Origin of the sequence: Anaerotruncus colihominis (assembly GCF_010206195.1) — a bacterium.
Taxonomy (GTDB): Bacteria; Bacillota; Clostridia; order Oscillospirales; family Ruminococcaceae; genus Anaerotruncus; species Anaerotruncus colihominis_A.
On the sequence record NZ_VIQT01000017.1, the window covers coordinates 1 to 24,240 of the forward strand.

General features: G+C 53.0%; 18 protein-coding genes. 11 read left to right on the forward strand and 7 right to left on the reverse strand.

Going from position 1 to position 24,240, the window contains the following annotated elements; all coding sequences use genetic code 11:
* From FMM72_RS12035 to FMM72_RS12060, 6 genes are all read left to right on the forward strand, one after another.
* The coding region (locus tag FMM72_RS12035; RefSeq protein ID WP_207710349.1) for a DUF6270 domain-containing protein at nt 1–1,005 on the forward strand (1,005 nt) is incomplete at its 5' end.
* Nucleotides 1,006–1,044: 39 nt separating this feature from the next.
* Entirely contained in the window at nt 1,045–2,463 is a 1,419-nt protein-coding gene (locus FMM72_RS12040; RefSeq protein ID WP_243157805.1) for an exopolysaccharide biosynthesis polyprenyl glycosylphosphotransferase, read from the forward strand.
* A 363-nt stretch (nt 2,464–2,826) separates the two neighbouring features.
* Nucleotides 2,827–4,593 carry an MATE family efflux transporter gene (locus FMM72_RS12045; protein WP_162221571.1) on the forward strand — a complete coding sequence of 589 codons (1,767 nt, stop codon included), beginning with the start codon at nt 2,827–2,829 and terminating at the stop codon, nt 4,591–4,593.
* Nucleotides 4,594–4,604: 11 nt separating this feature from the next.
* Complete coding sequence (locus tag FMM72_RS12050) at nt 4,605–5,180, forward strand: hypothetical protein (RefSeq protein ID WP_162221572.1); 576 nt, start codon at nt 4,605–4,607, stop codon at nt 5,178–5,180.
* Between the two features lie 9 nt (nt 5,181–5,189).
* Nucleotides 5,190–6,815: a PP2C family protein-serine/threonine phosphatase gene (locus tag FMM72_RS12055; protein ID WP_162221573.1), complete on the forward strand. Its 1,626-nt coding sequence runs from the start codon at nt 5,190–5,192 to the stop codon at nt 6,813–6,815.
* Nucleotides 6,808–7,215, forward strand: coding sequence for an ATP-binding protein (locus tag FMM72_RS12060; RefSeq protein WP_162221574.1), 408 nt, complete (start codon nt 6,808–6,810; stop codon nt 7,213–7,215). The genes FMM72_RS12055 and FMM72_RS12060 overlap by 8 nt, the downstream gene beginning before the upstream one ends.
* Before the next feature lie 47 nt (nt 7,216–7,262).
* Here the strand turns inward: FMM72_RS12060 and FMM72_RS12065 are convergent, their stop codons facing one another.
* The gene (locus FMM72_RS12065; protein ID WP_162221575.1) at nt 7,263–8,042 is read right to left on the reverse strand and encodes a LytR/AlgR family response regulator transcription factor; all 780 of its coding nucleotides are present in this window, start codon (nt 8,040–8,042) and stop codon (nt 7,263–7,265) included.
* 626 nt (nt 8,043–8,668) lie between these two features.
* Between FMM72_RS12065 and FMM72_RS12070 the strand changes: the two genes are divergently transcribed.
* The 4 genes from FMM72_RS12070 to FMM72_RS12085 are packed head-to-tail and all read left to right on the forward strand — an operon-like array spanning nt 8,669 to nt 14,098.
* On the forward strand, nt 8,669–9,187 hold the full coding sequence (locus tag FMM72_RS12070) for an RNA polymerase sigma factor (protein WP_160208987.1): 519 nt from the start codon (nt 8,669–8,671) through the stop codon (nt 9,185–9,187).
* A gap of 48 nt (nt 9,188–9,235) precedes the next feature.
* On the forward strand, nt 9,236–9,742 hold the full coding sequence (locus tag FMM72_RS12075) for a hypothetical protein (protein ID WP_162221576.1): 507 nt from the start codon (nt 9,236–9,238) through the stop codon (nt 9,740–9,742).
* A 7-nt stretch (nt 9,743–9,749) separates the two neighbouring features.
* Complete coding sequence (locus FMM72_RS12080; protein ID WP_162221577.1) at nt 9,750–11,897, forward strand: NHLP family bacteriocin export ABC transporter peptidase/permease/ATPase subunit; 2,148 nt, start codon at nt 9,750–9,752, stop codon at nt 11,895–11,897.
* Nucleotides 11,898–11,911: 14 nt separating this feature from the next.
* Complete coding sequence (locus FMM72_RS12085) at nt 11,912–14,098, forward strand: NHLP bacteriocin export ABC transporter permease/ATPase subunit (RefSeq protein WP_162221578.1); 2,187 nt, start codon at nt 11,912–11,914, stop codon at nt 14,096–14,098.
* Between the two features lie 160 nt (nt 14,099–14,258).
* On the opposite strand, the gene FMM72_RS12090 is transcribed toward FMM72_RS12085, so the two are convergent.
* Nucleotides 14,259–14,576, reverse strand: a complete 318-nt coding sequence (locus FMM72_RS12090; protein WP_160208991.1) for an STAS domain-containing protein — start codon at nt 14,574–14,576, stop codon at nt 14,259–14,261.
* A gap of 189 nt (nt 14,577–14,765) precedes the next feature.
* On the opposite strand from FMM72_RS12090, the gene FMM72_RS12095 reads away from it, so the two are divergent.
* Nucleotides 14,766–14,978 carry a hypothetical protein gene (locus tag FMM72_RS12095; protein WP_162221579.1) on the forward strand — a complete coding sequence of 71 codons (213 nt, stop codon included), beginning with the start codon at nt 14,766–14,768 and terminating at the stop codon, nt 14,976–14,978.
* A 274-nt stretch (nt 14,979–15,252) separates the two neighbouring features.
* On the opposite strand, the gene FMM72_RS12100 is transcribed toward FMM72_RS12095, so the two are convergent.
* From FMM72_RS12100 to cobA, 5 genes are all read right to left on the reverse strand, one after another.
* Nucleotides 15,253–18,336 carry an efflux RND transporter permease subunit gene (locus FMM72_RS12100; RefSeq protein WP_162221580.1) on the reverse strand — a complete coding sequence of 1,028 codons (3,084 nt, stop codon included), beginning with the start codon at nt 18,334–18,336 and terminating at the stop codon, nt 15,253–15,255.
* A 6-nt stretch (nt 18,337–18,342) separates the two neighbouring features.
* Entirely contained in the window at nt 18,343–20,037 is a 1,695-nt protein-coding gene (locus FMM72_RS12105; protein WP_243157806.1) for an efflux RND transporter periplasmic adaptor subunit, read from the reverse strand.
* Nucleotides 20,038–20,379: 342 nt separating this feature from the next.
* Nucleotides 20,380–21,660, reverse strand: a complete 1,281-nt coding sequence (gene hemL / locus FMM72_RS12110; RefSeq protein WP_162221582.1) for a glutamate-1-semialdehyde 2,1-aminomutase — start codon at nt 21,658–21,660, stop codon at nt 20,380–20,382.
* Complete coding sequence (hemB, locus tag FMM72_RS12115) at nt 21,660–22,643, reverse strand: porphobilinogen synthase (RefSeq protein WP_162221583.1); 984 nt, start codon at nt 22,641–22,643, stop codon at nt 21,660–21,662. The genes hemL and hemB overlap by 1 nt, the downstream gene beginning before the upstream one ends.
* 111 nt (nt 22,644–22,754) lie before the next feature.
* Nucleotides 22,755–24,239 (reverse strand): uroporphyrinogen-III C-methyltransferase, encoded by a 1,485-nt coding sequence (gene cobA, locus FMM72_RS12120; RefSeq protein WP_162221584.1) that lies wholly within the window; start codon nt 24,237–24,239, stop codon nt 22,755–22,757.
* Between the last annotated feature and the right edge of the window lies 1 nt (nt 24,240).

The window sequence follows — 24,240 nt, forward strand, 5'->3', positions numbered from 1 at the left end:
CCCCCCCCCCCCCCCGGTGGAAGGGCGGCGTTTTATTTATTTCGAAATGGTAAAAAAGAACAGATAAAATGGTATACGCAGGCCTCAGAGGTCGAATTTGAGCTTTTTCAGGATGGTTTATATTATGCTGCTGCCTTTATAAAATATAAAGAGGAGCAACAGCCGATAATAATACATAGCAAGCCTGTACAGGTATTGCATACGGCTATACCGGCGCGATTGCAAAGCAAGGCTACAGTCAGCATATTTGGAAGTTGCGTTTCAAGAGATTTATTTTCATTAGGACAAGCTAATGATTTTGAGCTCCGATGTTATATAGCTAGACAGTCCATTGTTTCAGCCGTATCGCTTCCCGTAACAAAGTCACTCGAACCGATCCAGGGCGTCTCTGCTTTTGAATGGCGACAGGTTCTTAATGATCTAAGGAAATCCGCGTTTTCACAGCTGCGGGATAAGCCCGCGGATTACTTACTGATCGACTTGGTAGATGAGCGGTTCCCGCTTGTTAAATACGAAGACAGCTTGGTTACAATGAGTAACGGTTTTCGAAATAGCAGACTATACGTTCCTTCGTTACCTGTCTTAAAGAAACAGCGACTTGAACTTGAAAATGGAGAAATTGAATATAATGTAGATGGAAGAAGTTTGCGTGAATATGTGCAAAGATTTTGCGAAGAAATCCTATCTATATTTTCGCAAAAACAGATTATTCTGCATCGCGTCCGTTTTACAAATTATTATCAAAATAAAGATGGAGAGATTTGTGAATTTGAACCCAATGTAAAATCATTTAATTGTTCAATCAATCTGCAATTAGATTATTTATATAAGTGCTTTCAGGAGTTTTGGCCTCAAAGTTATATGATTGATTTGAGCACAGGCTATTATGCTGTTGAAAACCATAAGTGGGGGCTGGCAGCCATACATTTTCAAAAAGAATACTATCTAGCTGTATTAGGTGCTCTTTGTGATATAGTGAATTTAAGATATAATACTGAACACTGATTTAGGTGGATCGATCATGTTCTCAAAGGTGGTAACATTTTGAAGAAAATTCCTAGAGGAAAGCAAACACTGCTTTTCTTTATGACGGGTTTAATTGTTATAGTATTGGGCGGATTATATCTGTTTGTCTGGCGCCGCTTTTATCTGTATGACATGGAGGATCCTTTTTATCGGCGTGGAAATTGGCTGTTATGTGCGATCTATATTGCAATATTGTATATTTTTAATCGAATTTATGGAGGATATCGGATCGGTTTTTATCGGGTAACCGAAATCATTTATTCTCACCTTTTATCTTTGGGGTTTGTTAATGCAGTCACATATTTCCAAATTAGCTTAATTGCGCGCCGGATGGTCAATGTTATTCCTATTATCCTTTTGCTTTTTGTTCAAGCTTTGATAGCAGTTGTTTGGGCATTGACCACCAATAAGCTTTATTTTTGGCTTTATCCGCCGCGGCGCATGATTCTGATTCATATTGGTTCTTATTCAGAGTCAATTTTCTGGAAAATGAATACACGGAAGGAAAAATTCAATATTACTCACAGGCTGCGCTTTGAAGGAGAAGTGGAGTCTATTCTCCCATTACTTTCTGACTATGAAGCAGTCGTTTTCAGTGGAATCCCAAGCTATGCGCGAAACAAGCTGGTCCGCTTCTGCTATGAAAATTACATAAGGGTATATATTGTCCCGACAGTAATTGATATCATCAGTGGAAGCAGTGAATATTTAACACTGTTTGATACACCGCTTTTGCTGCTGCGCAATCGCGGTTTGAGTCTGGAAGATTGTGGAATCAAACGAACGCTTGATTTATTAATTTCTTCGATAGGATTATTATTGGCAAGTCCGATTATGTTGATCGTATCAATTTGTATAAAGATTTATGATGGTGGACCTGTTTTGTACAAACAAACACGTCTTACGATTAATGGGAAAAAGTTTCAAATTTATAAATTTCGCAGTATGATTGTTGATGCAGAAAAAGATGGAGTGGCGCGTTTGGCCAGCCACAAAGATGATAGAATTACGCCTATTGGACATATCATACGTAAACTGCGTTTAGATGAGCTTCCGCAACTTATCAATGTCTGGAAGGGCGATATGTCTATCGTAGGCCCGCGTCCCGAGCGCCCGGAAATTGAACAGGAATACGAGAAAATATTGCCGGAATTTCGATATCGTCTCCGTGTAAAAGCAGGGTTAACCGGTTATGCGCAAATCCTGGGAAAATATAATACTACTCCGCAGGACAAGTTGTTGTTGGATTTAATGTATATAGAAAATTGGACGATTCTACTTGATTTGAAATTGATTTTCATGACTCTGAAGGTTCTGTTCATGCCGGAGAGTACGGAGGGGGTACGCCCTGGAAGCGTATTGCCGATTGAAGTATGTGTTCCAACAAAGGAAAAAGAGAAAAAAAATCAAGATTTTGAATCAACCGATAATCAATAAGTTTTATTATTATTTTTTATAGATTGCGCTTTGCAATCTATAAAAAATTGGCCATCCGCGCCGTCTCTGGCGCGGGGCCGCTTGATTAAAATGCGCCTGCCCGCAGAGCGGGCAGATGCGCAAAAAAATAGCTGCCTTGCAGCTATTTTTTATAGATTGCGCTTTGCAATCTATAAAAAATTGGCCATCCGCGCCGTCTCTGGCGCGGGGCCGCTTGATTAAAATGCGCCTGCCTGCAGAGCGGGCAGATGCGCAAAATAAAAATCTCCCATGCAAATTTGGATTTGTATGGGAGATTTTTGCTTTCTGTTCGTATATCGATTAATCAATATAAACATACGTCCGGTAAAGGGGAAGATCCCATTGAACGAATGTTCCATTGAGTCGCCGGCGACATTTATGCGGCAGGACGGGCGATTTCTGCGAGGCGTTTTCAATCGGTTTTTGTTCCCAACGGTTTTGTCCGTTTTGGGCGGGACGGTCAACGTCCTAATCGACAGCGCGATCGTTGGCAATATGATGGGAGCGCAGGCGTTGGCGGCGATCAATCTGTGCGGCCCCATTTTTCTGCTTTGTTCGACGATCGGATCGTTGATTGGCTCTGGAGCAGGACTTTTGGCGGCTGCGCAGATTGGGCGGGCAGAAAGCGAAAAAGGCTGTGTTTGTTATACGCTGTGCGTGGCCTTGCAGCTTTTGTTCGGGACCTTTTTGACAATAGGCGGCCTTTTGTTTTTGCGGCCTGCCGTCAAGCTTTTTGGGGCGGACGACGCGCTGTTTGCGATGGCGCTCGCTTATGCACAGATTGCTTTTTGGGGCGCTCCGGTAAAGTGCCTGCTCTATGTGCCATTCAATTTTTTGCGTCTGGATGGGAAACCAGCCATGGTGAGCGTTTCCCTTCTCACGATGACCGCGCTTAACGGCGTGCTCGATTATCTTTTCATCAAAGCCGGATGGGGATTGGCGGGCGCGTCGCTGGCCAGCGTACTCGCTACCTGTTTGGGTGCGGCGGTCGGATTTATCTGCCTGCATGGCGGCAGTTTCCGGCTGACCATGCCGCGCGGCGGCACGTCGATGCTGCGCGAGATGCTGATGTTGGGAACGCCGCCCGCGCTCAACAACCTGTTGTCCATGGTGCGGATGATTCTGCTTAACCGCATCCTGATGGCAGCAGGGGGCAGTGCTTTTGTGGCCATCTTTACGGTGGTTGGAAGTGTCAGCGACTTTACACTTTGTGTGATTTCGGGCGTTCCACAGACATCTTTTCCGCTGGTGGGCATCTATAACAGCGAACGAAACAATCCTGGGATGCGGCTGTTGATACATATGCAGCTATGCTATGGAGGTATTTTGATTGGGAGCATAGCCGCCGCGATTGCACTGGCGCCCGCCCTAATCTGTACACTGTTTGGCCTTATGCAGACCGCACAGGCTGTTTGGGCGCTGCGCCTGTTTGCGTTGTCCCTGCCAATGGCGATGCTGTGCAGCATCCTGATCTATTTTTATAATGCAAGCGGACAGGTGCCGTTTGCAAATGGGATGACCTTCTGTCGGGTTTTTTTGTTTGCAGTTTTGCCTGCGGCTGTCTTGAGCTGGACAGGCTTTCCTGTTTGGTGGTTTTATCCGCTTTCTGAACTGCTGACCCTGGCGGTGCTTTTTGTGGTGCTGTGGCGGAAAGCACAGTCGGATACGCCGTGTTCTCCGATTCTCTTGCTCGACGAAGCATATGACCGCATGGGCAAGGTTATCGACTTCTCGGTGGAGGCACGGATTGATGAAGCGGTGCGGGCTGCCGGGCTGATCGGCGGCTTTTGCAATCAAAATAGCCTGACAGCCCGGCAGGCGATGGCTGTGAGCCTTTCCATCGAGGAAATGCTCACCATTTTGATAAAGCATTGCTTTCAAGAGCAGGGTCAAGCGACTGTGGATGTACGTGTTTTTGTCATTCAGGGAGAGATCGGCCTGCGCATTCGCAACGCAGGAAAACAGTTCAATCCGATCGACTATTATCAGGCGCATCAGGCAGCGGATGAGATGGGCGAAGCCCTTGGCATCCGTATGATCTTAAAGCTGGCTAAAAGCGTCTGTTATCAACGTACGTTTGGGGTGAACACCCTGACGATCCTGTTATAGGAGGGACAGATATGGAACGACAGCATACGCAAATGGCCGGTCCGGTTTCGATTGTGGATGGGGATGCGGCGTTCTATCGGGACATTCAACAGCTCTGCGATGAACGGTATGGGACAGGCTATTTGCACAGGGACGATTTTACACATTGGATGGAGTATCCGAGGCTTTTAAAGATCGCACTGTTGGACGGTGTGTTTGCAGGCTTTGCGGTGATGCTCCCCGCAAGCGTCGGGCTGGTCATGAAGAAAATGGATATGCCGCGTGCAGATGTTTTAAGTATTTCCGGGGAAAAGCCGTCCCTGATCTATAAAAGCGCGGCGGTACAGAAACGGTTTGAGCATCGCGGGATTATGAAGGCCATGGCGGACGCCGGTCTACGCGAGGCTAAAGCGGAGGGCTTTGGCGCGGTTTATGGTTCAGCCTGGGTTTGCAACGGGGAGCTGCCCATTGAGGGGACGTTTCGTGCATTTGGTTTTCAGCGCCTTTATGAGCGAAAAATGCTCTGGTATGATGATCCGGATTATCGGTGTGTTGTCTGTGGGGGGAGATGTACCTGCGACGCGGTGATTTATTACAAAAAGCTGTGAGGGATAGAGTTGGAAAAAAGAAAACGGGGCCTTGGAGGGAAAATAACGATTCTTTGCCTGTTATTGGCTGGGATTATTTGTGCGAGCGTCTGTACCAGCGGCTATTATCAGTACCGTACTTCAACCTTTCGGACATATAACGACTTTGCCTATAAACTGGCGGAGACGGCCCTTGCCTATGTGGACGGAGAACGGATAGCCGGTTATCTGGAAAGCGGAGAGACGGACGCGGCTTATGACGAGATGGACCATCAGATTTATACGCTCTACAAAAATACCGGTTTGACGAGCATTTATATTTGTGTGCCGGATGAAGCCGCGATGACAGTCACAACGATCTATGATGTACGTAGCCATGACGCACAAAACCCCAAGGCGTATGCCTTGGGAGCGGTCGACCCAATTGGAAGCGACGACCCGCAGAAGGTGGTGGATGTTTATCGGACTGGTAAACGGCCGGATGATTATTTCATCCGCAAAAACAGTTTCGGCTACAACACCTCCGCTATTGTTCCTGTCCGAAACGACGCTGGGGAGGTCACGGCGCTGCTTCTGGCCGATCTGCCGATGCCGTTTATCCTTCAAAATCTCAATGCATACCTGCTTTCCACAGTTGGAATCACAGTTGTGCTGGTTTTCCTGGTTATATTTGGATATCTGCGCTATCTGCAAAAGCGCGTCGTCATGCCGATTGAGTTTTTGACGAAAAACGCGGAGGCGTTCGCAAAATGCCACACAGGCTTTTCGGATGAGATGCTGAACATCCATACCGGCGACGAGATTGAGACGCTGGCGGCCGCATTGGCAAGGATGGAAGTGGATATCACAGAATACATCAAGAATCTGGCGAGGGTGACGGCCGACAAGGAGCGCATAGCAACCGAACTGGCGGTTGCGACACAGATCCAAACCTCCATGCTGCCATGTATCTTTCCGCCCTTTCCGGATTTGAAAGAATTTGATATTTATGCGCTGATGCAGGCCGCGAAGGAGGTCGGCGGTGATTTTTACGATTTCTTCCTGATCGACCGTACCCATCTGTGCGTGGTGATCGCAGACGTTTCAGGTAAGGGCGTTCCCGCGGCGCTTTTTATGGTCATTGCCAAAACGCTGATTAAAAACCATGCGCAGGCGGGCATGAGTCCCAAGCAGGTGTTTGAAACTGTCAATGACCAGCTTTGCGAGAACAACGAAGCGGGGATGTTTGTCACAGCCTTTATGGGCGTTCTGGATGTGACCGACGGCAGTTTTACCTATGTAAACGCCGGCCACAATCCGCCGCTGCTTTCAACAGGGGGCGCCCCCTATGAATGGCTGGAGTCAAAACGCGGGTTTGTATTGGCGGGAATGGAGCATATGAAATACAGCCAGCAGCGGATTACACTTTTTCCTGGCGACAGCCTGCTGTTGTACACCGACGGCGTGACAGAAACCCTCAATACGCACGAGGAGCTATATTCTGAGGCGCGGTTAAAAGCGTTTGTGAATTCGGGCAGGCTGGACGGCTGTACGCTGGAGGGACAGCTTCACTTGCTGCGGCAGGAGCTTGCCAGCTTTGCGGACGGCGCGCAGCAGGCCGACGATATCACCATGTTGATTTTGCGGATCAATGAGAGAGGGGATCAAAATGGCTGAACTGACCGTACCCGCAACGCTGGAGAATCTGGAGCTTGTAACGGGATTTATTCATGAACGGTTGAAACTGGCGGGCTGTCCGGCGAAGATAATGACGCAGGTGAGCCTCGCCGTTGAGGAAATCTATGTGAATATTGCGCACTATGCCTACCATCCAAACATTGGCGAGGCGACCGTTCGTTGTGAGGTGGGGGGCGAGCCGCTTCAGGTGACGATTGGATTCGCCGATGAAGGAAAACCATACAACCCGCTTTTGCAAAAGGACCCGGACGTTACACAGGACGCTGATCAGCGGCAGATCGGGGGCTTGGGGGTCTTTATGGTGAAAAAGCTGATGGATGAAATTACATATGAATTTATCGACGGCAAAAATGTGCTGACAATCCGTAAAAGGATGTAGCAAAAATCAGCCCGATCCACCGAAAAACACCGCCAAGGCAGATCGCTTCAATCTGCTTTTGCGGTGTTGTCCGGCGGTTCCTGCGCAAGCGGAGCCGTATCGTTTTGAAAAATAGAGAACCGGGCGCGCAGGTTTTTCAGAAAGGCCTGCTGTGTTTCCCGATAGTGCCGTTGGCTGATCGGCACCTCGTGACCATCCTCCAAATACGCGCGGTAACGGACCAGACGCACAACATTGTCAAGATTGATAATGAAGCTCTGGTGGCAGCGGAAAAATTCAGCCGGTAAAAGCGGTTCAAGCGCCGAAATTTTGCCTCGATAGAAATGGACGCCGCCTTGATAGCAGATAGCTACCTGCTTACCCTTGATCTCAAAACAATCAATTTTCCAAAGGGGCAGACTGTGAACAGTGGAGCCGATTTTTAATCCCAGATACCGCTTTTTATAGTGGTTGCGGTAATCGTAGAGCAGGGCAGCCCGCAAATCCTCAGAGGACACCGGCTTGAGAAGATATTTGATCGCTTGCACATCGTAGCCCTGCAAAATAAAGTCAGGGCTGGAGGACACAAGGATGATGCTGACCTGCTTGCCCATTTCGCGCATCCGGGCAGCCAGCCGCATTCCACCGTCGCCCTCGCCCATCAGGATATCAAGCAGCACAAGATGAATCTCATCCTGTGAAGCGCACAGCGCGTCATAAAGCTGCGCAGGCTCAAAATAGGTTGAGATCCTGCACGGAATGCCAAGCTGTGCTGTCAACATACGGATCTGATCGGCAATTCCGGCGACAAAATCAGGTTCGTCGTCACAGATTGCGATGTGATACAACTGACATCCCCCCTTTTTGAATGGCCGTACCTACGGCAAATTCTGATATCCACACGGCTACAAACGGCTTTGCCGTTTGTACTGCGCCAATTATACCATGCCGCTTCGCGGACATGGTATAATTGGCCATCGGGGCGGCAGCGGGCCGCGCCCGCGTATCGCCCTGGCCATAATATGGTATAATAACCGCTCCGCGGTTATTATACCACAGCAGCAAGCCCTTTCGGGCTTGTCTGCCGCAAAGCGGCAGAGAAACCGGCTTTGCCGGTTTTGGCTGTGGTGTAACATGCGCAGTCCGCTGCTTTGCAGCGGGTGCCGCCAGACGGCGGCTGCAAACGGCAAAGCCGTTTGCACTGCGCATATTATACCATATTATCCGATCAAAAAAAAGTTTCGAAAGGGCCGCACAGATTCTGCGGTGTTGAAAAGCGGAAGAATATTTATTAATTTTGGCCGTTTTACTGTCAATTTCATCCCTCCTCTTTTTTTCATGTCAAACAAAAGGGTAAAATGGAATTAGTTGCTTTTGCATAAAGAACAGCCGTTTTGAGCTTGCTTCGAGTCTGTTTGAAAATCTGCTATGGACTCATTTTTCAAGCGGCCTGTCGAAGAATGGAGGGGTCTGAATGGCGAACGATATGATCGATCTGGAAGAACTATATAGGAGCTATTTCCCGAAAATTTACAACTTCTTTTTTTATAAGCTGCTGCACAGGGAGGACGCTGAGGACCTTACGGCTAAGACCTTTTTAAAAATTGCGGAGCACTTGCATACATACCATTCTGAGAGGGCAAAAGCTAGTACCTGGGCCTGGCGGATCGCAGAAAATACACTGATCGATTTTTACCGCACACAAAAGCGTCATCTCTCCACCAATGACGAACAGGAGGGCCTTGCCCAGGCGCTCAGCGTTCCCTTTGACGAGCAATATGAGCAGATCACAAGCCCAAAGCGCAGGGCGCTTTACGCCGCGTTGCGGCAGCTTCCTGAGCGGGACAGAATGGTGGTGTATTATAAATACCTGCTTGGATGGAGTTATCGTGAAATTGCAGAGAAGCTTCAGATTAATGAAAGCACGTTGGCTTCGGCGCTCCAGCGCGCCAAGGAAAAGATGCGCAAATATCTTAAGGACGCGCAGATTTGACGCCGGGAGGCTCCATATACCGCCAACTTGTCAAAGGAGCATAGAGCCATGACTCAAATGATTTTTCGCCGGAAAAGCCTGAACCGTATTGCATCACCCGACCAGCTTGACCGATACCTGCAAGTGTCTACCCCTTCGCTGCGGCTGATTCTGTTGGCGCTGTTTTTAATACTGGGCGCGGCCGCCGTTTGGTGTTTTTGGGGCAGTATACCGGTTACGGTATTTGGAACTGGCATTCAGTTGGAAACAGAGGCGGTATGCTTTATCGCGGCTGATGAAGCGTACATGCTTGAACCCGGAATGACGGCGCGCCTGACTGCAAGTGGTGTGGATGAAGCCTTGAGCGGCCGGCTCCTTTATGTGGATGAGCCTGTCCCCGCCGAACAGGCCGCCGAAGCAGTGGGAGCCGCCTGGCTGGCGCAGTCCATGCCCGCAGACTGGGTCTGTGTTGTGCCGGTTGAGCTGGAGGGCGCGCCGGCCAGAACCGGCGCTGTTTTCAGCGCGGGCGTTATATTGAAGCGTCAAAGGCCGATTGATCTGTTGTTTGGAGGTTGAGCGCGCGATGAACCGGATTGCAAAAGTACCGGTAGTCATGCAGATGGAAGCCACGGAATGCGGCGCGGCTTGCCTCGCAATGGTGTTGGCACACTATGGAAAATGGTTGCCACTGGAACAGGTGCGGCTTGCCTGCGGCGTTGGAAGGGACGGCAGCAATGCCGGAAATCTTCTGAAAGCCGCCCGCGGCTATGGGCTGAAGGCGCAGGGCTATCGGTGCAGTCTATCCGGCGTCAGGGAAATGGTCTTTCCGTTGATTATCCACTGGAATTTCAATCATTTTGTAGTGTTGTGCGGCTTTCGAAAAAGAACGGCGGTGATCTGCGATCCCGGCAGGGGACGCGTGGAAGTCCCTTTGCAGGAATTCGACGAAGCCTTCACCGGAGTCGCCATGGCATTTGAAAAAACGCAATCTTTTACACCGGCCGGCCGGCCGCGCAGGGTGTTGGCGTTTGCACGTTCCAGATTGTGCGGGGCGCTCGCGCCGATGATCTGTGTGGCGGCGATCAGCCTGCTTGCATCGTTGTCCGGGCTGGTATCGCCGCTTTTTTCACGTGTGTTTCTTGACGAAATACTCAGCGGAAAAAATCCCGGCTGGCTGCCGCCCTTTTTGACGGCGCTGGGCGGCCTGCTTGTATTTCAAACGATTGCAGTGATCCTGCAATCAATTTATTTGCTGAAGCTGCGTGGCAAGCTTGCCGTTTCGGCCAATGCCCGGTTCATGTGGCATGTGTTGCGCCTGCCGGTGGAATTCTTTTCACAACGGTATGCCGGCGATATTGCGCAAAGGCAGCAGAGCAATGAACTGATCGCGGAAACGTTGATTTCCCAATTGGGACCTTTGGCACTCAATCTGGGGGTTATGGCGTTTTATTTTTGTATGATGATTCGGTATTCCCCGCTGCTGACGGCGATCGGGCTTGCGTCGGCTGTCTGTAACCTGTTCATCACGCAGTATACTTCCCACAGGCGGACCAATTTGTTCCGCCTGCGTATGCGCGATGCGGGAAAGCTTGCATCGGCGACGGTTTCAGGCATTGAGATGATTGAAACCATCAAAGCCAGCGGCGCGGAGAACGGTTTTTTTCAGCGATGGAGCGGTCTGAACGCCAGTGTCAACGGCGCTGACGTGGATACGGCGCAGCTTGAAAGCGCTTCGGGCGCGTTTTTGCAGGCGCTCTCCGGTTTAGCCGGCATAACGGTGCTGTTATTGGGCGTGGCCCTGATTTTGTACGGCCGGTTCACAGCGGGAATGCTATTGGCGTTTCAGTCGTTTCTGACTTCCTTCATGGCGCCGGCCGCCTCCCTGCTTTCTCTGGGCCAGCAGATGCAGGAGATGCGCGTTTCGATGGAGCGTGTGGAGGATGTTGAAAGTTATTCTCCCGATGTGGAGGCGCCAGCGGAGCAAACGCAGGCGCCGGAGGGCCTTGAGAAGCTTTTGGGCGGCTTGGAACTGAATAGCGTGACGTTCGGCTATTCCAGGCTGGCGCCGCCGCTTATTGAGAATCTTTCCTTAAACCTGCGTCCAGGCGGTTCAGTTGCGTTTGTAGGTGCGTCCGGCTGCGGCAAATCAACACTGGCCAAGCTGATTTCCGGATTATATCAGCCCTGGAGCGGGGAAATCCGGTATGACGGACGCTTGCGTCATGAAATCCCCCGTCCGGTGTTTACAGGTTCGCTGGCGGTGGTCGACCAGGATATCACACTGTTTGAGGACAGCATCGCTGACAATATCCGGATGTGGGACCGGTCTATCGAGGATTTTGAGATTATTCTGGCTGCGCGGGACGCGCAGATTCATGAGGACATCGTAGCGCGGGAAAGTGGTTACAATGCGGTGCTCTGTGAGAATGGCAAAAACTTTTCAGGCGGCCAATGCCAACGGCTGGAGATTGCCAGGGTATTGGCGCAGGATCCTACGATCGTTATCCTTGACGAAGCGACTTCGGCGCTTGACGCCAAGACGGAATATGAGGTCATCCGTTCGATTCGGGAACGCGGGATCACCTGTATCCTTGTGGCGCATCGCCTTTCCACCATCCGCGGTTGTGACGAAATCATTGTACTGGAGGATGGCCGCGTGGTGGAACGCGGAACGCATGATGAGCTGTATGCCAAAAACGGAGCTTATACACGCCTGATTTCAATGGAGTAAAGAGGGGGTCAGGGATGGGCCTGTTTGATGATCAATTAAAAACGCGCCTGGAACAGGACCGCGAATCCTTTGCAGACGCTCTTGAGACACTTGGAGAGTCTGTGACGGGGAAAGCGGCAGTCGCAGGCAGAAATGGAGGCCTGGAGGACGCTGTGCATGAAATCCTGACCTGGTTTGGAGTGAAAGCGCCTGAGCCGCCGGGCCTGATGGATGATTTTAACGACCGGCTCGATTATATGCTCAACCCAACTGGAATCCGGCGCCGAACGGTGAAGCTGGATGGAGCATGGTGGAGAAAGGCGGCCGGCCCGATGCTTGCCTATACGACAGAGGGCGGCGCGGTGGCGCTTTTACCGCGCAGGCTTGGCGGATATACGTGGCGTGACCATGCAAACAGGCGGACAGTGCAGGCTGGTGTGAAAACCACCCGGATACTGACCGGAGAAGCGGTCTGCTTTTACCAGCCTTTGCCGCTGCGGGCGCTTACCCTACGGGATTTATTTCTCTTTGCGGTTCAATCGATTGACAGATGGGATTTGACGTCGCTTTTATTGGCCGGCCTGTTGGCGAGCCTGTTTGGAATGGCGGTCCCGTTTGTAACACAGATCCTCTTTGCAACAGTGATCCCAATGGGTGGTCTGGAGAATCTTGCGCCCATTGGGATGCTGGCGGTTGGGGCGCTGTTTTCGCTGACATTGGTTGGCCTGACAAAATCGCTGGCAGTCAACCGTATCGCGCAGAAGGTACGGCTGGCAGTTGAAAATGCAGCTATGAGCAGGCTGCTTAGCCTGCCCGCACAGTTTTTCCGGGATCACAATGCAGGTGAACTGCAAAACCGTGTGGATGCGCTGACGCAAATGTGTACACTGCTGGGAGATACGGTGTTGACAGGCGTCATAAACGGCGCTTTTTCCATCGTATATCTGCTTCAAATCCGGGCGCTGACCCCCGCGTTGTTCGGTCCGGCAGCCGGCGTTTTATTGGCGCAGCTCACGGTTATGATGGCCGGTATTCTGGCAGAGACTCATGTGGCGCGTAAGCGCCTGCATATTGCGGCAGAATTGAACGGCCTGATATTTAGGCTGTTTTCAGGTATTCAAAAAATTAAACTGGCCGGGGCGGAGCAGCGTGCCTTTTCGAAATGGGCAAGGTATTATGCAGAGAATGCGGCGCTGCTTTATAATCCGCCGCCTCTGCTCAGGATACAGCCGGCTTTGTCGGCACTGATTGCTCTGGGAGGGTCCATCCTGATTTATTCCTTGGCTGCCAAGTCCGGAATGCATACAGCCGGCTATATGGCGTTCGCCTCCGCATACGGCCTGGTGAATGGAGCTGTGCTGTCATTGGCTTCGCTGACGGAAGGCCTGGCGGCGCTGAGACCGCTGGCTGAACTGGCGGAGCCGATTATGAAGGCCGTGCCGGAAATCAGCGGCAACAAAAAACAACTTCACAGAATGAGCGGCGGTGTGGAACTGGCGAACCTGTCGTTTCGCTATGCACAGGACGCGCCCTGGATTCTTGACCATATCAATTTAAAAATCCACCCTGGCCAATATGTGGCGATTGTGGGCAAAACCGGCTGTGGCAAAAGCACGCTGCTGCGGCTGCTGCTTGGCTTTGAAACGCCTGTCTCCGGCGCGGTTTATTACGATAACCGCGACCTGCAAACGTTGGACCTGCCCGCCCTGCGGCGCAATATTGGTGTTGTACTCCAACAGAGCCGTCTGTTTGCCGGGGACGTCTATTCCAACATCACCATTTCCGCCCCGTGGCTTACCTTGGACGAGGCGTGGGAGGCGGCAGAGCTGGCCGGTATGGACGAGGATATCAAAAAAATGCCGATGGGGATGTATACGCTCATCGGCGAGGGCGGCGGCGCGCTTTCCGGCGGGCAGCGGCAAAGGCTGATGATCGCACGGGCGATCGCTCCAAAGCCCAGAATTTTAATGTTTGATGAGGCAACCTCAGCGTTGGATAATATCACCCAGCGAATTGTATCCGATTCGCTGGATAAACTGAAATGTACCCGCATTGTGATTGCCCACCGTCTTTCCACAATCCGCCAATGTGACCGTATCCTGGTGCTTGACGGGGGGAAAATTGTGGAGGATGGCGCTTATGATGAGTTGATTGCCGCCAAAGGCCTTTTTGCAAAGCTGGTCAGGCGTCAGACGCTTGACATGGCGCCTCTGCAAAACTGATAAGATTTATAAAGCAAAGCCCTGCTTCCTGTATAAGCAGGGCTTTGCCTGTGCCGCCGGGTAGATAAAATAGAGAATTTTAAGCTGCCGCCAAAGGCTTGCCGAAACCGGGGTGAGCTTTCAGAGCCTTTTTCGTGAGGAAACATCCCTTTCATTTGTTTTACCTGGTTTCGTCGTTTGGAATGATATTCAGGATGTCGGAAAAGCCGGTCATGTCGAATACCTCCATAATTTCGCCGCATACGCCGCGCAGACGCATGCATACGCCGGCGGCCTTACTCTGTTTTTGAGCGGCCAACAGGACGCGCAGCCCAGCGGAGCTGACATAGTTAAGCCCGGTGAAATCGAGCAGGATGTCGCAGGCGCCGTCGAACGCCGGAAGCAGAACGTCATGCAGTTGAGGACTTGTGGCAGTATCCAAACGGCCTGCCAAGACAAAGACCGTCATTCCATCCTGACTGGTTCGGTTGATTGTCATAGAAAAGTCCTTCCTTTCATTGTTTTCTGGAAGTTTTATTCCTGTGTATACATACGACGCAGGCCGCAAAATCTCCCGCATCATTTTATTTGCTTTGCAGCAAATATTTTCAAAGAAACTATTTTTTAATTTTGTGGGAGATTTCCCGCATTACTTCGTATTATACTTATGGAAAGGAGGAAGTCGGGGATGACATATGAGGCGAGTAACAATTTTGAGCTGACAACATCCGATTTTGACTTTTCTCTGGAGTGCGGTGCGTTTAAGGACGCGTTGCACCAGGCATTTATGCAGGCGGCGAATCCGCAGGGGGTGGTGCCGCTCTTTGACACAGAGCTTGATGGGCTCAACGCCGCAGGGGATGGAATGCGGCCCGACCAACAGGGGAAAAAGCCGGTTTGAGATGCGATTGGGCAATCGTGGGTTCATGTTGCGATGAATTGGCCAAATATCCAGGGGTTTAGGTTGGGTATTATGATTTATTTTTAATTGTATTGAAAAGGGCGTATTATAAAAAGCGTCCCCAACATAAAAAACGGCGGAGCAAAGGCGTTGGTCAGAGACCCGCCCTTGCAGTCTGCCGTTGTTTATTATGCTCGGAGAGGATGAAGGCGAAAACGGGGTTCCGCCGCTTGGACGGAACCCCGTTTTCGTATAGAGAGTTGATAAGAGGATGTCAAAAGAATTCGGGCGGGACTGGCGTTGCATCAGATACCTGAGGCTGCTCGCGCCGGTTGCGGCGGAGCAGAGAACGCTTACCGGTCTTATGGTCTTTCCTGCGGCGGTCCTCGCCGTCAAACAGAAGATAGACGGTCGGGACAAGAATCAATGTGACAAGCGTTGAGAGCGTCAGGCCGCCGATGACGACAACAGCCATGGACTGCATCATTTCGACGTTTCCTCCAAATCCGCATGCGGATGGAATCAGGCCCAGGACTGTGGTCAGTGTCGTCATAAGGATTGGGCGCAGGCGGGAACGTCCTGAATTGACAAGCGCGTCGTGCGCCGTGAGGCCCTGTTCGCGCCGCAGCATATTGGCATAATCAACCAACACGATTGCATTGTTGACGACGATACCGACAAGCATGATCAGCCCAATCAGAGAGGTCATGCTGATCGACATATCTGTGATCAGCAGGGCCAGAAACGCGCCTGTCATGGCGAATGGGACGGAGAACATGACGACCAGAGAGAAACGCATGGACTCAAACTGAATGGCCATGACCACAAACACCAGGAAAATTGAAGTGGCCAGCGCGCTGTAAATGGCGCTGAATTCCTCATTCATGGTGCGCATGTTGCCGCCCTCCTCAACTGTAACGCCATCCGGAAGATCCATTTGCCGGACACGCGCAAGAACCTGGCTGGAGAGGCTGCTTTCAGACTGGCCGATGGCCGCCTGTGCGGTGACGGAAACCTGATAGTCGCCATCCTCGCGCTGAATCTGAGAGGGGCTGTTGTTGTAAACAATGGTTGCAACGTCGGTCAGCGGGATCTGGCCGCCAAAGGAGGTGCGGATCATCAGGCCCGAAAGGTCGCTGACATCATAAAAACGGTCCTCAGGATACATAACCTTGACGGAATACTCCTGATCGCTTTCCTGAAGTTTGGTGGCTTCAATGCCGGAAAGCATATTTTTGACAGTTGAAAGTATGGCTGACGGCGTGGTGCCGATAGCGGCAGCCTGTACAGAATCCACAACGATTTCAGCGCGCGGATCGCCGTCGGACAGGCTGGTTGAAACGGAATCGATACCGTCAAGCCCCTGTATAAGCGTTCTGATCTCGTTAGCCGTCTGTTCAAGCACATCGAGGTTGCTGCCGGACAGATTGATCTGTACGCCCCGGCTGCCGAACGACATGCTGCTGCGCTGCTCAACCTCAACGCTGGCATTTTCAACATAGGCTGTTTCCTGGCGCATCAGGGCGATGAATTCGTCCGTCTGCATGGAACGGTCGTCTTTGAGCGTAACGGTAATGCTTGCGGAACCGCCGCCGCCACGCATGGAATAGCTTTCTACGTCGGGCTGTTTGGCTACCAGAGCCTCGAGCTGTGTCATGATCTGATCTGTTTCTTCGATATTAAGCCCGGTTTTTGTCGTGACAGAGATGCTGATGGAGCCTTCATCAGACATCGGCATCAGTTCGGAGTCAATCTGTGTAAACATGACAAAGGTTCCGGCAAGCATAACAATGGCGATGGCGACAACGATCAGCTTGTGATGCAGCGCCTTGTCAAGCAGGGCGCCATACAGGCGTTCCAGCTTATGCAGGCCGCGGTTGACAACCGAAGTCTGTTTTTCCACAGGCCGGAATTTTGCAAAGAGCACGGGAACAAGTGTCAACGCGGAAATCAGGGAAGCGGTCAGGGAAAAGACGATCGTAAATCCGACCTCTTTAAAGAGCTGGCCGGCCATGCCCTTCATCAGCGCGATCGGCAGGAACACGACAATGGTTGTAATCGTCGATGCAATAACGGCTCCGTTGACGAGGTTCGCGCCGGCGATCGCGGCGTCATTATAGCTGCGTATACCGTCTCGCATTTTAAAGCAGCTGTCGATGACGACGATGGAGTTATCAACCATCATACCAATGCCGACAACAAGGCCGCCGAGCGACATGATATTGAGAGTCATACCAAACGCGGCCATCAGCACAAGCGCCGCGAAAACAGACAGCGGCATCGATGTTGCAACGATCAGCGCCGCGCGCCAGTCGCCCAGGAACACCACCAGGACAAGCATGGAGAGCGCGAGACCCTGGATAAGGGTGGAAACGACGTTCATAATGTTTTCATAGATTGTTTCGCCGCTGTTGTTCGTGATCTCAATCACAAGGCCAAGGCCTTGCTGGTTCAGCTCGTCGATTACCTCTGAAACCTCGTTGCAGATTTCAATCGTATTGGCGCTTTGGTTCTTCGAAACGGACAGGCTGATATTTTCCATGCCGTTGTAACGGCTGATATTGTTCATCTGTTCCTCAGCCATGGTGACGGTCGCCACGTCGGAAACATGGATAATGTCGCCGGAGGCCAGGGAGATCGGGATCGTCTCAAGGCTTTCATAGGTGTCATAGCTGACGCCGCCCTGAAGCGTCAGAGAGACGTTGCCGCGGTTGATTTCACCCGCGGTCGTCGTAAAGTCGGCCGAGGAGATGGCGCCAGCCACATCGCTCATCGAAAGGCCATACTGCTCCATTTCCTCCTCGCGCAGCTCAACCTTGACATATTCGCGCGTACCGCCGCGCATCTCGACCGCTGAGACGCCGGAAATTCTCTCCAGCTCCGGGACGACGGTACTTTCAATGTAGGAGTACACATTGTCGTCCGCATTTGTGCGGATGGAAAGATCCATGATCGACGACGAATCCATGCTCATTTCCATGATTGTCGGATCGTTTGCCGAATCCGGCAGGCGCAGGCGGGTCATCGCCTCGTTGATCTCGTCATATTTTTCATCCATATCGGTGCTGTAATCAAATTCCAGCATTGTCATCGACGAGCCTTCCGAGGAGCGTGAGGTCATGGTTTTGACGTCGCTGATCGAGGAAAGCGCCGATTCGACAACATCGGTAACAAGCTCGTCGACCTCCTCGGGGGAGGCGCCTTCGTACCTTGTCATGACCATAAACACAGGCATAGACATTTCGGGGGTCGATTCCATCTCCATACCAAAGACGGAGGAGATACCAAATACCACCAGCATCAGCACGCACATGAGGACCGCGACGGGCCTTGTAACAGACAGTTTTGGAAGCGTCATCCTGTGTTAGCCCTCCTGACCCGACGCTTCGGCGCCGTTTGCGGCAAAAGATGCGGCGTCCGCCGGGATATCATCGGATACGGTGTCAGCAGACACGGTCTTTGCGCCATCATCGTCCGCCGGGGTACGGCTGTCTATAGACGCACTGTCCACGGGAGTGCTGCTGTCCGTGGGCAGGTTGTCTGCCGGCGGGATGCTTTCAGACGAACCTGCGTCGGGATCCGCCTGGCCGTCGGCCAGTGTGACAGACGCGCCGTCTTTAAGGTCGGGATGCCAGGTTGTGATGATCTGGCTGTCCATATCAAGCCCGGATTCGACAACAACTTCGTCGCTGCTCGCCATGCCGGTGACAATATCCGTGCGGTGCGCCACGCCGCCTGCATATGTAAAGACATATGGCTGGCCTTCATCATAGTAGATCACGTCGATCGGGATGAGCATTGCATCTTCGGCCTTCTGTGTCGCAGCCGTTACCTTGATGGACACGCCCGAAAGCAGCGATCCGTCTGCGTCCTGTATCTGCGCCTCGATCGGGAACAGGCCCGTCGATTCATTTGCCTTTGTATCGATAGAGGTAATCACCGCGGTATATTCTGCGCCGCTTTTTGTGAGCGTGACTTCGCCGCCCAGTGAGAGCGCGACAGCCGCGTCCGCGGAGGCGTTGAACTTGACCGACATGGTATTCTTATTGGAGATCGTATAGGCGGCCGTACCGGCCGAGGCCATCTCATACGGCGCGACGGATTTTGTTTCGATCACGCCGCTGATGGGGGAATAGACCTTGTATTTATCCAGCGTCGCGGCGCTTTGCTCCAACGAGAGCTGCGCCGATTTCAGCTCGGCTTCGGTGGCGCGCTGTGTATCCTCCAATGAACCGCCGAGCAGGAGGTTATAGTTTTCGAGGGCCTGCTCATAGCTTGTTTGGGCATTTTTATAGGAGTTGCGCAGGTCGCGCGCCTCGCTGTCCTCGCTGTCCTCCAGCTCGTTGATTTCAGAGCGGAGGAGCAGGTATTCCTGTTCCGCTCTGGTGAATTTGTCAAGCAAATCCCTGAGTGTGTCCTCATCCGTATTGGGATCGTTCTTCGCGTCCTCATATGCCTGTTCAGCCGCTTTCATCGCTGTTTCAGCTTCATCGCGGCGCTTTTCCGCGTTGATCAGGCTGTCGTCATAACCGTCGTTATAATCCTTAAGCTTTAGGCGCGTGTTGTTCAGGCTCTGCTGCGCGGAATCAAGCTGTGCTTTGGCAGACAACAGCTTGGATTCATAGCCGCTTCCAAGTGTTGTGTCGGCGGAAATGACTTTTTGCTCATAGCTGGCCTGCGCCATCTTATAGGAGAGGGCGGCGTCGCTGTCGTCGAGAGTAAACAGCAGATCGCCTGCCTGTACGGTGTCGCCCGCTTCAAAATAAACCTCGCTGACCTTTCCGCTGATCTCCGGGTAAACATTCACGCTTTCTGACGGTTCAATTTTACCAATAAAATCGGTTGTGCGCGACAGGCTGCCTGTTTTGGGCGTCTGAAGCTTGACCTGGATGACGCTCTCCGACATTTCAACAGAGCCAATATCCATACCGCCGCCGCCCGGGCCACCGCCGGGCCCTCCTCCCGGGCCTCCGCCTGCGGCAAAAACGACGACGGTTGAAAGAGCGACGGCGCCCGCCGCCACCAGAAGGATTCCGGTTGATAATTTCTTTTTGTCCATCGATCCAACTCCCCAATCTCCGGCCATAGAAGCCGGTTTGCTGTGGTTCATTCTACGGGCTGAATGTGGGGACAACACAAGAAAAATGTGAACAAATTGTGTGGAAAAATGAAACAGTTTATGTTATAGAAATGTGTTGGCTTGTCCATGATATCAAGTGTGCGCGAACCTGCTGCCCTGTGGGAACTTGAGATGTGGAAAATATTTTATTTGATTCGGATATACCGTTCGCGTGTGAAAGATGGAACGGCCGAATGCCGTTTTGCTGTGCATTCGCACAGCAAAAAAGAGAGCCGTCTCCTACAAAAAACGGCTCTCTTTGCACATCGTCAGAAATCCCGCTTACAGCGCGGCAAAGACCGCGTCCACGGACTCCAGTGTTTTTTGTAAATCCTCTTTTGTGTGTGCGGTGGAAATAAACATCGCTTCAAACTGGGCGGGCGCAAGATAGACGCCGCGCTCAAGCATTCCCCGGAAGTAACGGGCGTATCTGTTCACATCGCTGCCCTTGGCATCCACAAAGGTGGTCACGCTGTTCGGTGTGAAGAACGGCGCGATCAGGGAGCCGATCTGGTTGATGCTTACATTGGTTTCATGCGCTGCCGCCGCCTCGCGCATTCCGGCTGCAAGCATTTTTGTGTTATGTTCAATTGCGGCGTAAAGCTCCGGATGGGAGCGGATATACCGAAGCTGCGCCAGGCCCGCCGCCATAGCTACCGGGTTCCCGGACAGCGTTCCAGCCTGATAGACAGGCCCGCAGGGCGCCACCTGTTCCATCAGGGCACGGCTGCCGCAATAAGCGCCCACAGGCATCCCGCCGCCGATGATCTTGCCAAAAGTGACAAGATCGGCCTTAACGCCGAAGTATTCCTGCGCGCCGCCAGGTGCCAGACGAAATCCGGTGATGACCTCGTCAAAGACAAGCAGCGCGCCATACCGATCGCAAAGGGCGCGCAGCCCCTCCAAAAAGTCGGGAGCCGGCGTGACGACGCCCATGTTGGCCGCGACAGGCTCCAGGATGACACAGGCGATCTGCCCCGGCCACTCGTCAAAGAGGGCTTCCACTGTATCCAGACGGTTAAACTGTGCGGTGAGGGTGTGCTTGACGATGTCCTCGGGCACGCCGGCGGAGGACGGATGTCCCCCGGCCAGGGCGGAGGAACCGGCGTTTACCAGCAGGCAGTCGCTGTGCCCATGGTAACAGCCTTCAAATTTAATAAGCTTATCCCGGCCTGTGGCCCCGCGTGCCAGCCGGATAGCGGACATGACCGCCTCCGTGCCGGAATTGACCATACGGACCATCTCAATATTGGGGACCATATCCACCATGAGTTCAGCCATTTCGACCTCCGCCTCGGTTGGCGCGCCGAAGGAAAGGCCGCGCTGTACCGCCTGTTCCACTGCTGTGCGGATGGCGGGATGATTGTGCCCAAGCAGCATGGGACCCCAGGAACAGACATAATCGATATACTGCCTGCCGTCCGCGTCATAGATATAAGGCCCGTCAGCCCGTTCAATGAAACGAGGGCAGAGATCAACGGCCCGGAAAGCGCGGACTGGAGAATTGACGCCTCCGGGCAGAACCTTTTGGGCGCGGTCAAACAGTTTTTCTGAACGCAGCATCAGCCGATATCCCCCCTTCGTATGGCCTGCGCAAGCTCTTTGGCAAAGTAGGTGATCAGCATATCGGCTCCGGCCCTGTAAACGGAAAGCGCGCTTTCACACATAATCCGGTATTCGTCGATCAGTCCGGCAGCGCCGGCGGCCTTGATCATAGCGTATTCGCCGGAGACGGAGTAAGCGCACATGGGCAGATCAAAGGCGTCCGAGCATTCCCGGATCACATCGAGATAGCTGAGCGCGGGTTTTACCATCAGGATGTCCGCACCCTCCGCCGCATCGAGCGCACATTCCTTGATGGCCTCCCTGCGGTTATGAGGGTCCATCTGGTAGCCCTTGCGGTCCCCGAACGCAGGAGCCGAACCGGCCGCCTCGCGGAAGGGGCCATAAAAAGCGGAAGCATATTTGGCTGAATAGGCCATGATAGGGACATTCGAAAAGCCGTGCGCATCAAGAGTGGTCCGGATGGCGGCGATACGGCCGTCCATCATATCGGAAGGGGCGACCATATCGGCCCCTGCTTCGGTATGCGACAGAGCTGTTTTGGAAAGGACCTTCAGGGTTTTGTCGTTGTCCACGTCATGACCGCAAAGAATACCGCAGTGGCCGTGGTCTGTATATTCGCACATACATACGTCTGTAATCACATAGAAACCGGGATATTTGGCCTTGATGGCGCGGATAGCCTCCTGTACAACACCCTTGCTATCCCAGGCGGAGGAACCCTGCGCGTCTTTTTTGGCCGGCAGTCCGAAGAGGATACACCGGCCTACGCCGGCGTCAATACAGGACTTTACCGCCTCATCGACAGCGTCTAGCCCATAGTGAAACTGGCCATCCAGAGCGGGGATGGGACGTTTGCCGCTGAGGGTTTCATCCACAAAAACAGGATAGATCAGGCTGTCAGGCGACAGGCGTGTTTCCCGGCACATGCGGCGGACTGCATCGTTTTGCCGCAGACGGCGGGGGCGGTTGATCAGGTCCATAACAATCAGATCCTTTCAAAAAAGGCGGGCGCAGCTTTTTGGCGCGCCCGCCGCTTTTAGAACCTGTATTCACAGTCGTTGAACAGCATCTCCGGCTGTGAGTACAGGTTCTTATACATGGAGGATGGCGTCCACCAACGCGTCAATGTCGGCTCTTTGGGCCACAATGGCCGGAATGCCGTGGCGTTTGGCCTCGGCAGCGGTCTGCCCGCCAATACAAACGCCGGTGATGTGGGAAAAATCCAGATCCCCTACCGAAGCAGCGAACCCCTTCACTGTGGATGCGCTGGTGAAGGTAACAAGATCGAGCTTCCTGGACTGAATCAGAGTCTTCAGACTGGCGGCATATTCGCTTTCATAAACCGTGGTGTAGCAGTGGATATCGTCATAAGAAATCTTACCGCGATCGAGCGCCTCTGTCAAGGCCGGGGAACCAAGCTCCGCCCGAAGGATGAGGACCCGGCCGGCACAGATTTCAGCAAGACCCGCGCCCAGATGGGCGGCGTCGTAGACTGCGGGGATATAATCCGCCCGCAGGCCGTGCTTACGCAGCTCACGATCTGTCCCCGTTCCAATGGCGGCCAACTTTACGCCGCCGAGCGCGCGGGCGTCCAGCCCCTGACGCTCCAGCATATTCCAAAGGCAGTCGACGCCCACGGGGCTGGTGAAAACCAGATATTCATAGTCCGCAAGCCGGGCCGCCGCCGCTTCCATTTCGGGGCAGGGAACGAGGGGGACGGTACGGATACAGGGGTATTCGAACACATCGGCGCCCAGGCTTCGAAGCCGTGCGGCCAAGGTCCCAGAGCGCTCCCGGGGACGCGTGACAACGATCCGGCGGCCCTTGAGCGGCAGAGAATCAAACCAATCGAACCGCCCCGCGAGCGAACAGACCGGCCCGACGATGCTGACAGCGGGACTGGCCACACCATTTTCCGCCGCCATACGGGGCAGCGTTTCCACAGTGGCGTTCAGACGCCTCTGATCAGGCAGGGTACCCCGTTCCACGATGGCGGCGGGGGTATCGGGAGCCATCCCGGCTGCCAACAGGCCGTTGCAGATATCCGGCAGGCTGTGAACTCCCATCAAAAATACAAGGGTTCCTTTGGTGCGGACAAGCGCCTCAAAGTCGATCTCGAGCGGCTTGCCGGCGCGGGCGTGCCCGGTGATGATATGCAGCGAGGAGGTGAAATCCCGATGCGTCACGGGGATACCGCCGTAGGCTGGCGCCGCGATGGCGGAGGTGACGCCGGGCACCTCTTCAAAGGCAACGCCTCGCGCGGCCAGCAGCTCCAATTCCTCGCCGCCGCGGCCGAACAGAAAGGGATCCCCGCCCTTGAGGCGCACCACTTGCTTGCCTTCCAGCGCCTTGTCAAGCAGAATTTGATTGATCTGATCCTGCGGCACGGGGTGATGGTTGGCCTGTTTGCCCACGTTGATCCGTTCAGCCCGCTCCGGAATCAATGCCAGAACAGCGGGGCTTACCAGACGGTCGAATACCACCACATCGGCTGTCTCCAGCGCCTCCCGGCCTTTGATGGTCAGCAGGCCGGGATCGCCAGGTCCGGAGCCGACAAGCGTCACTTTTCCAACCATG

Bases quoted from the DNA above. Each gene is read 5' to 3' on its own strand.
- FMM72_RS12050 (WP_162221572.1), top strand. From the start codon at position 4,605: ATGGAACGACAGCATACGCAAATGGCCGGTCCGGTTTCGATTGTGGAT.
- FMM72_RS12060 (WP_162221574.1), top strand. From the start codon at position 6,808: ATGGCTGAACTGACCGTACCCGCAACGCTGGAGAATCTGGAGCTTGTA.
- FMM72_RS12070 (WP_160208987.1), top strand. From the start codon at position 8,669: ATGGCGAACGATATGATCGATCTGGAAGAACTATATAGGAGCTATTTC.
- FMM72_RS12075 (WP_162221576.1), top strand. From the start codon at position 9,236: ATGACTCAAATGATTTTTCGCCGGAAAAGCCTGAACCGTATTGCATCA.
- FMM72_RS12080 (WP_162221577.1), top strand. From the start codon at position 9,750: ATGAACCGGATTGCAAAAGTACCGGTAGTCATGCAGATGGAAGCCACG.
- FMM72_RS12085 (WP_162221578.1), top strand. From the start codon at position 11,912: ATGGGCCTGTTTGATGATCAATTAAAAACGCGCCTGGAACAGGACCGC.
- FMM72_RS12090 (WP_160208991.1), bottom strand. From the start codon at position 14,576: ATGACAATCAACCGAACCAGTCAGGATGGAATGACGGTCTTTGTCTTG.
- FMM72_RS12095 (WP_162221579.1), top strand. From the start codon at position 14,766: ATGACATATGAGGCGAGTAACAATTTTGAGCTGACAACATCCGATTTT.
- FMM72_RS12100 (WP_162221580.1), bottom strand. From the start codon at position 18,336: ATGACGCTTCCAAAACTGTCTGTTACAAGGCCCGTCGCGGTCCTCATG.
- FMM72_RS12105 (WP_243157806.1), bottom strand. From the start codon at position 20,037: ATGGACAAAAAGAAATTATCAACCGGAATCCTTCTGGTGGCGGCGGGC.
- hemL (WP_162221582.1), bottom strand. From the start codon at position 21,660: ATGCTGCGTTCAGAAAAACTGTTTGACCGCGCCCAAAAGGTTCTGCCC.
- hemB (WP_162221583.1), bottom strand. From the start codon at position 22,643: ATGGACCTGATCAACCGCCCCCGCCGTCTGCGGCAAAACGATGCAGTC.
- cobA (WP_162221584.1), bottom strand. From the start codon at position 24,239: ATGGTTGGAAAAGTGACGCTTGTCGGCTCCGGACCTGGCGATCCCGGC.